General features: G+C 65.7%; 14 protein-coding genes. 6 read left to right on the top strand and 8 right to left on the bottom strand.

Annotated elements, in window-relative coordinates:
• Positions 1-222: 222 nt before the first annotated feature.
• Positions 223-1,755, bottom strand: coding sequence for an acyl-CoA carboxylase subunit beta (locus AKN84_RS09335; RefSeq protein WP_050420436.1), 1,533 nt, complete (start codon positions 1,753-1,755; stop codon positions 223-225).
• A gap of 159 nt (positions 1,756-1,914) precedes the next feature.
• Here AKN84_RS09335 and AKN84_RS09330 point away from each other — a divergent pair, with 159 nt between their 5' ends.
• Positions 1,915-2,316 carry a DUF4260 domain-containing protein gene (locus AKN84_RS09330; RefSeq protein WP_050420435.1) on the top strand — a complete coding sequence of 134 codons (402 nt, stop codon included), beginning with the start codon at positions 1,915-1,917 and terminating at the stop codon, positions 2,314-2,316.
• On the opposite strand, the gene AKN84_RS09325 is transcribed toward AKN84_RS09330, so the two are convergent.
• Together AKN84_RS09325 and AKN84_RS09320 are read right to left on the bottom strand one after the other, a co-directional pair.
• Positions 2,309-3,100 (bottom strand): PilZ domain-containing protein, encoded by a 792-nt coding sequence (locus tag AKN84_RS09325; RefSeq protein ID WP_050420434.1) that lies wholly within the window; start codon positions 3,098-3,100, stop codon positions 2,309-2,311. The genes AKN84_RS09330 and AKN84_RS09325 overlap by 8 nt on opposite strands.
• Before the next feature lie 162 nt (positions 3,101-3,262).
• Entirely contained in the window at positions 3,263-4,174 is a 912-nt protein-coding gene (locus AKN84_RS09320; protein WP_050420433.1) for a DMT family transporter, read from the bottom strand.
• A gap of 154 nt (positions 4,175-4,328) precedes the next feature.
• Here AKN84_RS09320 and AKN84_RS09315 point away from each other — a divergent pair, with 154 nt between their 5' ends.
• Positions 4,329-5,684: an aminotransferase-like domain-containing protein gene (locus tag AKN84_RS09315; RefSeq protein WP_050420432.1), complete on the top strand. Its 1,356-nt coding sequence runs from the start codon at positions 4,329-4,331 to the stop codon at positions 5,682-5,684.
• 101 nt (positions 5,685-5,785) lie between these two features.
• The gene (locus AKN84_RS09310; RefSeq protein WP_050420431.1) at positions 5,786-6,274 is read left to right on the top strand and encodes a hypothetical protein; all 489 of its coding nucleotides are present in this window, start codon (positions 5,786-5,788) and stop codon (positions 6,272-6,274) included.
• Between the two features lie 75 nt (positions 6,275-6,349).
• Here the strand turns inward: AKN84_RS09310 and AKN84_RS09305 are convergent, their stop codons facing one another.
• Positions 6,350-7,006: a carboxymuconolactone decarboxylase family protein gene (locus AKN84_RS09305; protein ID WP_050420430.1), complete on the bottom strand. Its 657-nt coding sequence runs from the start codon at positions 7,004-7,006 to the stop codon at positions 6,350-6,352.
• 82 nt (positions 7,007-7,088) lie between these two features.
• Entirely contained in the window at positions 7,089-7,901 is an 813-nt protein-coding gene (blaOXA, locus tag AKN84_RS09300; protein WP_050420429.1) for a class D beta-lactamase, read from the bottom strand.
• 58 nt (positions 7,902-7,959) lie between these two features.
• Between blaOXA and AKN84_RS09295 the strand changes: the two genes are divergently transcribed.
• On the top strand, positions 7,960-9,147 hold the full coding sequence (locus tag AKN84_RS09295) for a hypothetical protein (RefSeq protein WP_050420428.1): 1,188 nt from the start codon (positions 7,960-7,962) through the stop codon (positions 9,145-9,147).
• 13 nt (positions 9,148-9,160) lie between these two features.
• Here the strand turns inward: AKN84_RS09295 and AKN84_RS09290 are convergent, their stop codons facing one another.
• The 3 genes from AKN84_RS09290 to AKN84_RS09280 all read right to left on the bottom strand — a co-directional run bounded on the left by AKN84_RS09290 (position 9,161) and on the right by AKN84_RS09280 (position 11,851).
• Entirely contained in the window at positions 9,161-9,424 is a 264-nt protein-coding gene (locus AKN84_RS09290; RefSeq protein ID WP_050420427.1) for an EscU/YscU/HrcU family type III secretion system export apparatus switch protein, read from the bottom strand.
• Entirely contained in the window at positions 9,421-11,001 is a 1,581-nt protein-coding gene (gene fliK / locus AKN84_RS09285; RefSeq protein ID WP_050420509.1) for a flagellar hook-length control protein FliK, read from the bottom strand. Before fliK ends, AKN84_RS09290 begins: the two co-directional genes overlap by 4 nt.
• 64 nt (positions 11,002-11,065) lie before the next feature.
• Complete coding sequence (locus tag AKN84_RS09280; RefSeq protein ID WP_050420426.1) at positions 11,066-11,851, bottom strand: ATP12 family chaperone protein; 786 nt, start codon at positions 11,849-11,851, stop codon at positions 11,066-11,068.
• Between the two features lie 70 nt (positions 11,852-11,921).
• Here AKN84_RS09280 and AKN84_RS09275 point away from each other — a divergent pair, with 70 nt between their 5' ends.
• Positions 11,922-12,377 carry a hypothetical protein gene (locus AKN84_RS09275; RefSeq protein ID WP_050420425.1) on the top strand — a complete coding sequence of 152 codons (456 nt, stop codon included), beginning with the start codon at positions 11,922-11,924 and terminating at the stop codon, positions 12,375-12,377.
• 413 nt (positions 12,378-12,790) lie between these two features.
• The gene (locus AKN84_RS09270; protein WP_050420424.1) at positions 12,791-14,530 is read left to right on the top strand and encodes a multicopper oxidase family protein; all 1,740 of its coding nucleotides are present in this window, start codon (positions 12,791-12,793) and stop codon (positions 14,528-14,530) included.
• The last annotated feature ends 89 nt before the right edge of the window (positions 14,531-14,619 follow it).

The following is a 14,619-nucleotide window of genomic DNA, read 5'->3' as shown; positions in this document are numbered from 1 at the left end:
CTGTGGGAGCTCGACCGGCGCGCATGTTTTGTCGGCAAATGCGTAGCCATTAATAACGGCCTCTTCTGACGTCCGGGCGGTAACCATCATCTCGGTATCTTGCGCGAAGCACACTATGTCCATCGCAAGTATTGCGGACACCACACCCAGGTCGCACGATCGATTGGCGCTCTGCCAAAGCCTCGATCGTCGACGCCACATTGCCACGGCTGTCTCCATCCATCACAACGGCAGATTGTCGTGCTTCTTCGCCGGGATCTCGACCTTCTTGTCCCTCAACATCGCCAGCGCCCGCGCGATCCGCCGCCTCGTCGAATGCGGCATGATGACGTCGTCGATGTAGCCGCGCTCGGCGGCGATGAAGGGGGACAGGAAGCGGTCTTCGTATTCCTTGGTTCGCGCCGCGATCTTGTCGGGGTCGCCGATGTCACTGCGGAAGATGATCTCCACCGCGCCCTTGGCGCCCATCACGGCGATCTGCGCGGTCGGCCAGGCGTAGTTCATATCGGCGCCGATTTCCTTCGACGCCATGACGTCGAAGGCGCCGCCATAGGCCTTGCGGGTGATGATGGTGACGAGCGGCACCGTGCACTGCGAATAGGCGAACAGCAGTTTGGCGCCGTGCTTGATCAGGCCGCCATATTCCTGCGCGGTGCCCGGCAGGAAGCCCGGCACGTCGACGAAGGTGACGATCGGGATGTTGAAGGCATCGCAGAAGCGGACAAAGCGCGCAGCCTTGCGTGATGCATCGCTGTCGAGCACGCCCGCCAGCACCATCGGCTGGTTGGCGACGAAGCCGACAGTGCGGCCGGCGATGCGGCCGAAGCCGGTGACGATGTTCCTGGCGAAGGTCTCCGAGATCTCGAAGAAGTCGCCCTCATCGACCACCTTCAGGATCAGCTCCTTCATGTCGTAGGGCTTGTTCGGATTGTCCGGGATTAGCGTGTCCAAGGACATGTCGACCCGGCCGATGTCGTCGAAGCTCGGCCATTCCGGCACGCCGTCGGTGTTGTTCGACGGCAGGAAGTCGATCAGCCGGCGCATCTGCAACAGTGCATCGACGTCGTTCTCGAACGCGCCATCGGCGATCGAGGAGCGCGTCGCGTGCACCGAGGCGCCGCCGAGTTCTTCCGCCGTCACCACCTCGTTGGTGACGGTCTTCACCACGTCGGGGCCGGTGACGAACATGTAGCTGGTGTTCTTCACCATGAAGATGAAGTCGGTCATCGCCGGCGAATAGACGTCGCCGCCGGCGCAGGGGCCCATGATGACGGAGATCTGCGGGATCACGCCCGAAGCCTGCACGTTGCGGCGGAACACATAGGAATAGCCCGCGAGCGCGGCGACGCCCTCCTGGATGCGCGCGCCGCCGGCGTCATAGAGGCCGATGATCGGCGCCCTCGCCTTCATCGCCATGTCCTGAATTTTTGTGATCTTCAGCGCATGGGTTTCCGACAGCGAGCCGCCGAACACGGTAAAGTCCTTGGCGAACACGAAGGTCTTGCGGCCGTTGACCGTGCCCCAGCCGGTGACGACGCCGTCGCCGGGGATCTTGCTCTTCTCCATGCCGAACTCGATCGAGCGGTGCTCGACGAACATGTCGAATTCCTCGAACGAGCCCTTGTCCAGCAGGAGCTCGATCCGCTCGCGGGCGGTGAGCTTGCCGCGGGCGTGCTGCGCCTCGATGCGCTTTTCGCCGCCGCCCAGCCTGGCGCCGGCGCGCCGCTCTTCGAGGGTATCGAGGATATCTTTCATTTGTTTCCGCCCGTGTTAGCTACAGTCCGCGCCCCGGTGCGAGCCGGGTCCGCTTCGTTCGGATTGGCTTTAGCACGGCCATTTCGGAACCGGAAAGGCGCTTGTGGGCGGTATTGAGCGCCAAAACGGTAGGATTTTCCGATATCTGGGGAGACTGCAATGACCGACATGACGACTGAAGCGACTGGCGCCGCGACCGGCGGGGTGCGCACCCTGCTCCGGCTGGAGGGGCTGGTGCTGTTCGTCGGGATGACCGTGCTCTACTACAAGTGGGAAGGTTCCTGGCTGGTCTATGTCCTGCTGTTCCTGGTGCCGGACATCAGCTTTGCCGCCTACCTGATCAGCCCGCGAGTCGGCGCCATCGTCTACAACGCCGCGCACACTTATCTCGCGCCGGTGGCGCTGATGACGCTGGGTTTTGCCGGCGAAGGACCCTTGGTGCTCTCGATCGCGATGATCTGGCTCGCCCATATCGGGATCGACCGCGCGCTCGGCTATGGACTGAAATATTCAACAGGGTTCGGCTACACCCATCTCGGGCGGATCGGCAAGCTCAGCTGAACTCGACCCCGATCCGGCCTTTCCTGCGCCAGACCACGCGGCAGCGCCGTTCGGTCGCTTCCATCTCCAGCACGAGACGGAAACTGTCGGGGATGGCGGCGGGATCGGTGGCCTCGACCGCAGCGCCGGTTGTGGAGAGGTTGCGGACGATGCAGGTCATGCTGCGCCGGGCAAAGCTGATCCGTGCCGCCCGCGCGACATTGCGCCGGGAAGCCCGGCGCTGGTCGCCGGCGGTCACGACCGCCGAGAAGCCGGAACGGATCCTTACCTGCAACCGCACGTCCGCCTGCATGTCGAAATGCTTGACGATGCGGGGCCTGCTTGCGACCGCCGTCAATTGCAGCGATGCGAGCAGATGCTCGACCTTCGCGCCATTGCCGAACGGCAGCAGCAGCCGCTCGCAATCGACCCGCTGATCGTTGGCATCAACGGTGGAGAACACCATGTAGACCGCGCAGCCGCTTGCGGCGCAGTCCTTCGCCGGCGTCAGCGTGATGCGCCGGAGCGACATCGGGACCACCTGCTCCATGGTCTTTCCGGCCCAGGCCGAATTGAACGCCTCGGCAACATTCTCGCCCTGATACATCGCGCGAAACTTGCGCAGCCGGCCCTCGCCTTCGACCGCCCATGCGACGAGTTGCCGGGGATCATGGATCGCCGAATCCGGCTTCAGCTCGGCAAAGGCGGGAAATGGCCGGCCGGCGGCCAGTTGATCCCACTGCGCCAGCAGTGCACGCTGGCTTGCCGACCTGATCACGTCAGGCGCAATGAACCTGAAGGTCATCTGCCCCTCTGATGTCGCGTCAGCGCGCAAGGTGAGCAGCTCGGCTTAAGGATCACTGAAACCCGATCCGCAACAATGCGGGGCGGTGCGGCGGGCGCCATGAATTACCACTTGGCATGGTTAGCGCGCGCTTTACACTTCGGCGGGAGGTCCGATGCTCCCTCAAGCAAAACGCCGCGCGAACACGACACAGACGACGACCAGCATGGTCGCTGCGATCATCGACCACGGCACGGGCTCATGCAGCAGCAGCCCGGCCAGCGCGAGGCCGAAGAACGGCTGCAACAGCTGCAACTGGCCGACGCTGGCGATGCTGCCGAGCGCAAGCCCGCGATACCAGAACACGAAGCCCACCAGCATGCTGAAGATCGAGACATAAGCGAGCCCGAGCCATGCCGGCGCACCGATGCTCTGCCAGCTCGGCGGCAGCGTCATGATGGTCATCAAGAGCACCACCGGCGCCGACAGCACCAGCGCCCAGGAGATCACCTGCCAGCCGCCGAGCCGGCGCGACAGCGCCGCGCCTTCGGCATAGCCGAGGCCGCAGACGATGATGGCGGCGACCATCAGCAAGTCACCGGTCAGCGACGCCGATCCGTCGCCCGACAGAGCGAAGGCTGCGACCGTCGCGCTGCCGATGCAGGAGAACAGCCAGAACTTTGGCTTCGGCCGCTCGCCGCCGCGCAGCACGCCGAACACCGCGGTCGACAGCGGCAGCAGCCCGATGAACACGATCGAATGCGCTGAGGTGATGTGCTGGAGCGCGAGCGCGGTCAGCAGCGGAAAGCCGATCACGACGCCGAGCGCGACGATGGTCAGCGACACCAGATCGCGCCGCTCCGGCCAGGGCTGCCGCAACACCGCGAGCAGCACGGCGCCGAGCAGCGCCGCGATCGCCGCGCGCGCCGAGGTCAGGAACAGCGGCGAGAACCCGGCGACGGCGACGCGGGTCGCAGGCAGCGAGCCGCTGAAGATGATCACACCGAGCAGGCCGCTGCCCCAGCCTTCCAGCGACGCGCCGCCGCTCCCCTCGCCGGCCCAGGACTTTCCCGACAACGTCTTCGAATCGCTCATCACGTACCTCGTCTTTCGCGGACGAGGATAGCGGCGACGGGCTAGCCAAGTCAGTTACGGATCAGTACAATATCGCCAGACTGTATGGGTAAAGGTAGGCATACACTTGCAGCGACCAGCCAACGCACCGAAGGCGACCCGAACCACCGAAGTGATGAACGCGATCCGCGCCAGGATCGCGAGCCGCGCGCTCGCCGCCGACGACCGCCTGCCCTCGATCCGCAGCTTTGCCGCGACCATGGGCGTCTCGCCCTCGACCGTGGTCGAGGCCTATGACCGGCTCGCCGCCGAGGGCCTGATCCGGGCGCGGCCGGGCTCCGGCTTCTATGTCTCGTCGGCGGCGCTGCCGCCGCTTTCGCTGGCCAAGGACCAGCCGCAGCACGACCGCGCCGTCGATCCGTTCTGGGTGTCGCGGCAATCGCTCGACGCCGCGAGCGGCGCGCTGAAGCCGGGCTGCGGCTGGCTGCCCGCCGACTGGATGCCGACCGAGGCGCTGCGGCGCGCGTTCCGCGGCCTGGCGCGGGCCGAGGACGCCGTGCTCGCCGATTACGGTGCGACGCGCGGCTCGCTGGCCCTGCGCCGCACGTTGATGGCGCGGTTCGCCGACGAGGGCCTCGAAGTGTCGCCCGAGCAGGTGCTGCTCACGATGTCCGGCACCCAGGCGATCGACCTGATCTGCCGCTTCCTGCTACGGCCCGGCGACACGGTGCTGATCGACGATCCCTGCTATTTCAATTTCCGGGCGCTGCTGCGCGCCCATCAGGTCAAGCTCGTCAGCGTGCCCTACACCCCGTCGGGGCCCGATATCGCAAGCTTCGAGGCCGTGCTCGACGCCGAGCGGCCGCGGCTCTACATCACCGTGTCAGGGCTGCACAATCCGACCGGGGCGACGATGTCGCCGCAGACCGCGCACCGCGTGCTGAATGCCGCCACCGCCTACGATCTCACCATCGTCGAGGACGACATCTTCGCCGATTTCGAGCCGGAGCCGTCGGCGCGGCTCGCGGCCCTCGACGGGCTGAACCGCGTGATCCGGATCGGCAGTTTCTCCAAGACGCTGTCGGCGTCGCTGCGCTGCGGCTTCATCGCGGCGCGCGCCGACTGGGTCGAGCAGCTGGTCGATCTGCAGGTCGCGACCGGGTTCGGCGGCCCCTGCGCGGTCGCGACCGAAATCATCGCGAGCGTCTTGGCGACCGGCTTCTACCGCAAGCATGTCGAGGAGCTGCGCCGGCGGCTCGCGCGCGCCCGCCGCGACGTCGGCGAGAAATTGCAGCGCATCGGCATCGAGCCGTGGCTGATGCCGCGCGGCGGCTTCCAGCTCTGGTGCCGCCTGCCCGACGGCTGCGACTCTGCGGACGTGGCACGCGCTGCGCTCGCCGACAACATCGTGCTGGCGCCGGGCAACGTGTTCAGCACCACGCAATCGGCCACCGGCTTCATGCGCTTCAACGTCGCGCAGTGCCGCGACCCGAAACTGATGCCTGCGTTGCAGCGGGCGATCGGGCGCTAATCTTCGGTCGGCGCGGAACCGGCCTTGCGCGCGACGGCGCGCGGTAAGAACCTTCGGAACCCTGCCGCGTTATGAGGCATCAACCGGTAGAGGAGCTCAGGATGTCTCGATCAACACTCGCGAAGACCAGCCTCGTGCTGCTGTCGCTCGGCGTATTTGCATCGCCCTCGCAAGCCGCGCCTGCCTCGCCTTTGCTCGCCATGGCGGGTTCATGGTCCGGCGGAGGCACGCTGACGACATCGGATGGCATGCAGGAGCAACTGCGCTGCCGCGCCAAATACGACGTCGACGGCACCGGCGCCGAACTTCGCCTGTCGCTCAAATGCGCCAGCGCGAGTTACAATTTCGATCTCACCAGCGACGTCGAATATCGCGGTGGTGCGATCTCCGGCGCATGGACCGAGGCGAGCCGGAATGCGTCCGGAACGATCTCGGGGCGCGCGACCGGCGATCGCGTTGACGCCGCCGCGCGCGGCAACAATTTCTCCGCCGACCTCTCGCTCACCACGCGTGGCGGCAAGCAATCCGTGTCGATCCGTCCGCAGCAGAGCAACGTGACGGCGGTTTCGCTGGCGCTCGCGCGGCACTAGCGCGAGATGAGATCAGGTCGAGCGGCGCTGCGTCGCCCCGCTCTTACGGGGCGACGTGAAGCGAAGTCTGCGTCGCTACTTCTCGCCGACCTTGAACGGCTCTTCCTTGCCCGGCGGCACGGTCTCCTCGGCCATCGCCAGGATCATCGCCACCATCACGTAATTGCCGGCGAGCGCGGTGAGATCGACGATCTGTTGATCGTTGAAGATCGTCTTGGCTCGGGCATAGGTCGCGTCGGAAACCTTCTTGGTCGTGGTCAGCTCGGTGACGAAGTCGTACACCACGGCTTCGTCGTCGGCCATCTTCGACGGACGGTTGCCGGCCTTCAGCTCGGCGATGACGTCGGCCGACAGCCCGGCCTTGGCCGCGAGCGGCGCATGCGCGAACCATTCGACCTGCGAGCGCCACTGCCGGCCGATGATCAGGATCGCGAATTCGTTCAGCCTGGTCGGCACCGAAGTCTGCCAGCGCAGGTAATAGAACAGATCATAGAGCCGCTGGCCTAGCACCGGGCTCCTGATGATCGGATTGTAGGGACCGCCGATGCCGACGCTCGACACTTTCATGATCTGCTCGCCGAGCGGCTTCTGCAGGTCGTTGAGCTGATCCATCGTCAGCTGCGGGAAGCGCGGCTCCTTGCTGGTGGCCGGCACTGATAACACCGTGGCCGCGAGCCAGCCGCCGGCCGCGGCCAGCGTGAGCGACGAGAGCCAGACTGTTGCTGAATGCATGATTTCCTCCGCTTGATTTTATCGGAGGATGCTAGTCGAGCCGCACAGCGCCTACCAGCCGCGGCGCGCGCAGGTCAGCCCGTCACAGTGCGACGATATCGGTCAGGCATTGCTGCGTGACGCTCATCCGCGCGTCGATCTGCGCCTGAGTCTTGCAGTCCATGTTCATCGCGAACACGGTGATGTCGCTGCCCTTCTCGGACCAGCCGACCAGCCAGCCGAGCGAGCCGTGTTCCTTGTCGGTGAGGCCGGTCTTGGCGCGGATGACGGCGTCGCCGACCTTCGTCACGGGGAGGATGTCGCGCACCAGCTCTTGGCTGCGCTTGCCGACCGGCAGCACGCCGCGGCGCAGCCGGTCGAGGAAATCGATCTGCTGCACCGGATCGATCCGCAAATTGCCGGAGACCCAGAACTGGTCGATGCCGCCGCCGATGTCGCGGTTGCCGTAGTCGATCGTGTCGAGATATGTCTTCATCCGCTCCTCGCCGATCCGGCGGGCGATCTCCTGGAACACCGGGAAGGCTGACACCGCGATCGCCGAGCGCAGCGTGTGGTCCTTGTTCCAGGCCTCGATGCTACGCGTGATGCCGTCCCACTTGAAGACGTCCTTGTCGGGATCCTGCACCACGCCGGTGTCGAGCGCGATCAGCGCGTTCGGGATCTTGAAGGTCGAAGCCGGCAGCCTGCCCTCGCCCGAGCGCACCTTGTCGCTCGCGATGATCAGATAGTCGTCGATCTTGTAGCCCACGAAGGTGCCCTCGGTGCCAAGATCGAAGAACCGCTTCTGCAAATCCTCGCGAAACTCGCTGCGCTGGTAGGACACATTCGCAAAACTGCGCGACGGCAGGATAGCGGCGGTGGCAAACAGACCGAGCGCATGGCGGCGATGGATCACGAGGGGACCTGAACTGTTTCGGGTTGACGACGATGGTGGATGGCATCGTGGTAAAACAATGACAGCAAAAACGCCAGATCAGGCGTTCCGCCGCCAACTTGCCGGCACAATTCGCGCCAAGGTTGAGGCGCTTGGAATGCTCGAACAGGAGCGCGTCTTGCGTGGGCTGCTACTGATCATGTTTTGCGTGACTGCCGGCCAGGCCGCCGCCGAGGCGCCGTTCGTGCCGCCCGGAATATCTCCACCGGACTATGAAGTAACCACTACAGTTACGAAATCCTATGATCCTAAGGAAGGCAGCCAGATCGTGATACACCACGATCATTGGACCCGCGCAACCCCAGGTAGGGACTCGCCAAATGGCGTGTATTACGCAGGCAACGGGGTCGCTATTGAGTACTATGCCGGGGGAATTGATATCAGGCGCCGCCGCTTGCGATGGGACGGTATCGACTACGAGGCGCACAACACAGGTGAGCGACAGACCCATCTCGGTGAAAGCTGTACGGTGTGGGAAACCCTGCGAAGCAAGCCGGACTATGGTCGCCTGAAATCCTCCGAATCCAGCTGCGTGACTGATGATGGCATCGAGCTCTGGCACAGATCGATTTACGGGGGTGAAGTCCAAAGATCAGTCGAGGCGACGAACATCGAACGCCGGCCGGTCGCCGACAACGAGGTCCATCCGCCACGCCCACTGCTGGCACTCGACTGGTGGCAGCGCGATACGCCCATGAGCTCAACAAAGCCGGACCATGAGATCATCATGGAGCCAGCGGGAAATGCCAAACCGACCAGCCCCCCGATCCAGACGGTCCGCCGGAGTGGCCCATGGCAATTCAAAGAGCAGATAGGCGGTCGGTCTCGCAGGATCGAAATCGCTCGCGATGCGAGTTGGGCGCGGCTTTACTACACAAGTGACGAATTTGGGGTTCCCGATCACCTTGCTGTCACGCAGTTGAAATTCGCTCCGCCAATGGAGACGCGTACAACGCCAACGGATTTGGGTCGAACCGATACGATTCTCGGTGAGACGTGTCGCTGGTATCGCATGGATCCGGGAGTCGCCGACGGCGGCACGATACACTGCCTGAGCGAGGACGGCCTCGTTCTCAAGGAAACCCTGTTGTCGTGGGGTTCTGCAAGGACATGGATTGCGACCCGCCTGACGCGGCGTCCGGTCTCGATCGATGAGATCAAGCCACCTGTCGAACTGTTGGAGCCACACACCTGGGGTCTCGACTGACGCGCGCCGCGCGCTACCGCGCCCGGCCCGACATCCGCAGCACGAACACCAGCACCTCGGCGACGGCCTTGTAGAGCTCGGCCGGGATCTCGTCGCCGAGCTCGACGTTGGAGAGCGCGCCGGCCAAGACCTCATTCTCCTCGATCGGGATGTCGTTGGCCTTCGCGACCTCGATGATCTTGGCGCCGATCGCGCCCTTGCCTTTGGCCACCACGCGCGGCGCGCCGGCGTGGTCGTAGTGCAGCGCGACCGCGAGCTGGTTCTGCGCCTCGCTCATGATGCGCGGTCCAGGAAATGGCCGGCGCGCGCGGGCGCAGGTTGCGGCGGACTGCCGTCGCGGATCTCGATATCGCCGGGCGTCAGCTCGGCCCTGGTCAGCGCCTGGCTCAGCTCGGAGGCGCCGGCGCGCAGCTGCGCGGCGGTCGACGGCCGCTCGGCCCACATCCGCACCGAAGTGCGCTCGCCGTTCAGCGAGACCAGCGCGTGCACCGGCCCGGCCGGTTCGACGTCGAGCGTAAAGCGCGCCCGCCACACCCGCTTGGCGGCCTCGACTTCATTGCCGCCGCCGTCGCGGGAAATCTCGAACTGCGCCATCGCCGTGCCCTGCTGGGTCAGGAATGGAATCTCGAAATTCCAGCGTGGCACCATCGCATCGAGCTGCGGACGCGCAGCATCGCCGTGGCCCGGCAGCGAGGCGACCTGCAGCAGCGTCTGCCGCGCCAGTGCCGCATCGGTGTTTTCCAGCAGGCGATGCGCTGTGGTTGCGAGCGGCGCGCCTGGCGCGATCGACGGCTCCGCGACGGCCTGGACCGACGGCAGCGCGCCGTGAAACGGCGGTGGCGGCGTGCTGCCGCGCGCGGGCACATCGCCGGGCAGCATCTCCCTGGCCGCGGTGTCCTGCCGTGCCGGGTTGCCGAGCTCATGCAGCGCTTCCTGGATCAGATTGAGCGCGCCACCGGAAGACGGGCCGGCATCGAGCGCATCCGCGAGCGCGCCGGCGAGCCCAGTGACGCCGCGGGTGAGATCCTCGGCCACCGGCAGGCGGGCCTGCGGCAGCAGGATCTCCTGGACGTCGAGGCCGGGCGTACCTGACGGCACGAGGCTCGGCGCCGCTCCGACGCCGGGCAACGCCGGTTGCTGCAGCGGCGTGGGCGCAGGCCTCGCGGCGTCACCCGCGCCGAGCGAGGTCAGCGCCTGGCGCAGCACGATCAGCGCGGCCTTCAGATCGGGCGCACTGCCGCTCGCCGGCGCGACGCTAGATGCGAGCGTCGCCTCCAGCAGCAGGCCGGACTTCTGGAAGCCGGCCTTGACGGCATCGCCGCTCAAATTCTCGTCAAGGCCGGTCTGCTGCGCCAGCACCTGGGCGATCGCGGCCTGCAGCTTTGGCGGCAGATTGGCTGACGCGACCGCCGTGAGATTGGCAAACAGCGGCGCTTGACTGCCCTGCACGGCCGCCGCGTGCTGTGCAGTGGCGGTGATGGTGACGCGCTCGAGCGGCGTCAGCGCGGCCTTCGGCGCCGTGGCGACGGGTTGCGGCGCGGCCGTGGCGTTGGCCGCGCCCGGCGATAGCTGCACCGCATCGCCGGTGTCCGCGCCCGATCCAACCAGTTGCAGACGGATGCCGTCATTGCTCTGCGACACCGCAAGCTGCAGGTTCTGGCCCTGTTGCAGCGGCACCTCGGTCTGGACATCGATCGACAGGCTGGCGATCGCGATCCGCACCAGATCGGCGGAAAGCACCTTCAGGACCTGCGCATTGATGACGCTGCCCGCCTCCAGCGTGAGGTCCGGTGCAACGCTGTCCGCCTCCTTCGAGGCGAGCACCGGCTGCACGGGATTGACGGCGATAGCCATGTCGGAGGTCTCGGCCAGGCACAAGGGATGTGCCGCAGGCTAGCCCGGCGCCGTAAAGGTCTCGTTAACCGGCAGGCGGCCTGAACTCCCTGAGGACGCCGGCGGCGGCCTTGAAATCGACCTGGCGGGCCGCGCGGCGCGCCGCGACCTCCTCGTCGACGCCCCATTTCTCGATATTCCAGTCCTCGTCGACATGGGCGGCGGCCCAGACCTGGTCCTCGTCACGGACACCATGCGCCAAGGCCAGCGCCAGCAGCGCCGAGCCGGTCAAGGTCGTCACCACATGGAGCGCCGCGACCGGCCAGGGATCGGTCGGGAACGCGGCGCGCGCCGCCCTGATCGCGGGCTCGGGCTGGCCGACATGCATGACCCCTTCGGCCATCACGAAATGGGCGCCGAGCGCATCGGCGGCCCAGAACAGGATCGGGTCCCAATGCTCGGCCTCGCGCGCCACCAGCGTCTCGGGATGACCGGCGCGGTAGAACAGCAGGTCGCTGCCGAGGAATTTGGCCGCATCGTCAGCGACCTCGTCGACGCGATCGATCACCCCCTCGACCACGCTGTTGGCGAGGCGCGTCAGCGGCATGGTCACGGGATCGATGGTGTCGCCCTGCGCATTCCATTCGGCCGCGACGGCATCCGCAATGGCGCGGGTCGGCACCACGATCGGGTTGCCTGACGGCGAGCGGATCTGCTTGCCGTCGAGCATGATCGCAAATCCGCCGTCGGCGTCAGCGACGGCGGCGCTGGTGTAGAAGCGCTTGCGCTTGGGCGTGCGGATGTGGCGCCGCACCGCCTCCTGCGGATCGAGCGGAGCTTGTTCAGGGATATCGTCGAAGAGTTCGCGCATCGCGCCGGCCGGCTTTCGTTTCCAGGGATTTCCCTGCAAGATATGTCAGCGGCAGAGGCAAATAAAGCTGATGGGACGCGGCAAATTCCTCGCGGGTGTCTCCCTCGTTGCGGCGGTTTTCGGAGCCGGCGCCGCCGACGCCGGGTTCCGCACGCCGGAATCGCTGATCCGCAACGTCTATGCCCATTATGGCAAAGGCAGCGCCGCGTTTTCCAATGGCCTGCCGCGCGACGAGGAAACCGCCCGGCAGTTCTTCGATCCCGGCCTGCGCGGCGCCTGGACCGCCCTGCACGATGCGCCGTACGATTTCTTGGTCCAGAGCCCGAGCTGGCGGATCGGCCCGATCTCGATCGCAACGCCGCGCCGCCAGTTCGACAAGACCGATGTGACTGTGACCTTCGACAATGAGGGCCGCGCGGTCACACTCAACTTCATCGTCGTCAACGGCCCCGACGGCTGGGTGATCGCGGATGTCGAGAGCCCGCACGATTCATTGCGGATGTTCCTGACGCAGTTCAGGCGCTAAACTCACTTATCGGCACGTCGGCAGATGACAGGATCGGCGATACCGAAAAAATTTCTGCCGATTGCCTGCGCGTCTCCGTATCTCCGCAATTCAGTCGGTGAATGGCTCATCCGATTGATCGCTCAGCAGGTTTGAACATCGCGCACGCCGCTGCGTCGAAGTGCCGCAAATTCCTGTCATCTGCGTGTTAGAAACCTGCCAGATTTCGGCAACAACGCGCGGCTAGCGTCCCGATACCAAACAGAAGCATTTGCCGACCATTGCGGTCGCAAGACGTGAACTGACGTCACGCGTGGCGTCGGTCGCGCGTTTGCGCGCGCGTGGCGGCGCATAAGCGGGGCGGCGTGGCACGACGACTTTCGACCGTTTGTTGTGTCATCGCCGCAGCTTGCCTCGGGCTGGCTGCGAGCGGCATGACGACCTGGCTCGCCGCCGCAAGCTTGCAGGATGCGCCGCGAACGCAGCAGGACGTTTGTGCGCGGCCCGCCCCCGGAAGCGCGATCGAGGAACCCGCCGAATTGCGCAGCCGCGACGGTGTGCTCGAAACCGACCTCACCATCCATGATGAAAAGCTGCCGGATGGAACGAGCCGCTACTGCTACCTGACACCGGACGGCAAGCCGTCGCCGACCCTGCGGCTGAAGCCGGGCGATCAACTGGTGATCCATTTCAAGAACGACCTCGTCGATCTCGATACGGCAACGCCCGCGATCGACCGTCCGCTCGCCGGCGCGCCGATCTGCACGACGAGACCAAAGGCCGACATTTGCGAGAGCGGCGCGATGACGCCGATCTCGACCAATCTGCACTTCCACGGGCTGACCGTGCCGCCGGTCTGCCACCAGGATGATGTGCTGAAAACCTCGATCCAGCCCGACGACGCGCCGTTCGAGTATCGTCTGCGCATTGCCGACGACGCGGCGCCCGGCCTCTATTGGTATCATCCGCATCTGCACGGCTTCAGCAAGACACAGGTGCTCGGCGGCGCCTCCGGCGCCATCATCATCGAGGGCATCGAGCGCGCCGATCCACAGCTCGCCGGCCTGCCCGAGCGCGTGCTCGTGATCCGCGACCAGGATCTCGTCAATCCCGACGCGCCGCCGTCGAAATTCGAGCCGGTCATGACCAAGAGCCAGCTCGACAATGACGGCGACGTCGCCAATTCCGGCACCGGTTTCGGCAAGCCGTCGAAGGATCTCTCCGTCAACTTCGTGCCGGTGCCCTATCCGAACTATCCGCCGGCGAGGCTGACGATGAAGCCCGGCGAGCGGCAGCTCTGGCGGGTGCTGAACGCATCCGCGATCACCTATCTCAACCTCGCGCTGCTGGTCGGCCGCGCGCCGCAGCAGATCGGCATCGTAGGGCTCGATGGCGTGCCACTGCAATTCCAGGGCAGCCCGTCGCCGTCGGTGCAATGGGTCAACCATATCGGCCTGCCTCCGGGCTCGCGCGCCGAGTTCATCGTCGAGGGACCGCCCGCCGGCGCGTCAGCCTTGCTGGTGACGCGCGCGGTCGACACCGGGCCGGCCGGCGAGAACGATCCCAACCGCGCGCTGCTCGCCGTCACGGCCTCGGCCAACGCTGGCGAGCCGCAGGCCGCCCTGCCCGCTCACGCCGAGCCGCTGGCGCGACCTGAGCGGCCGTGGGTCGGCAATGTCGCCCCGGTGCGCGTCAGAAAACTGTTCTTCTCCGAGCAGCCGGAGAATCCGAACGACCCGAACAGCCCGACCAAGTTCTTCATGACCCTCGACGGTGAGACGCCGAAGCCATTCGATCCGCATTCGGACGTTCCCGACATCACCGTGCGGCAGGGCGACGTCGAGGACTGGATCATCGAGAACCGCTCGATGGAGCTGCATGATTTCCACATCCATCAGCTTCACTTCCAGCTGCTCGACTGGTCCGGCGTCGCGGTCAACGAGCCGTTCCTGCGCGATACCGTCAACGTGCCCTACTACAACACCCGGATGCTGAAATATCCGAGCGTGCGCCTGCGCATGGATTTCCGCGATCCCAACATCGTCGGCACCTTCGTCTACCACTGCCACGTCCTCGAGCATGAGGACGGCGGCATGATGGGGCGGATCAAGGTCGTGCCGCGAGACACTGCAAGTTCTACCAAGCCGCTCAACCAGCAAAAAGGAGAGCTTTAATGCGCGACAAGCGGAAGTCACGTTGGCTGCAGAGTTGCCGCCTCACCCTCAGCGCACTGGCGCTGGGCCAGTTCACCGCCGGCCCCGTC

It is taken from the genome of Bradyrhizobium tropiciagri, assembly GCF_001189845.1.
GTDB classification, from domain to species: domain Bacteria; phylum Pseudomonadota; class Alphaproteobacteria; order Rhizobiales; family Xanthobacteraceae; genus Bradyrhizobium; species Bradyrhizobium tropiciagri.
Note: the sequence above shows the minus strand (reverse complement) of the source record. Positions and strands in the feature narration are given on the sequence as shown.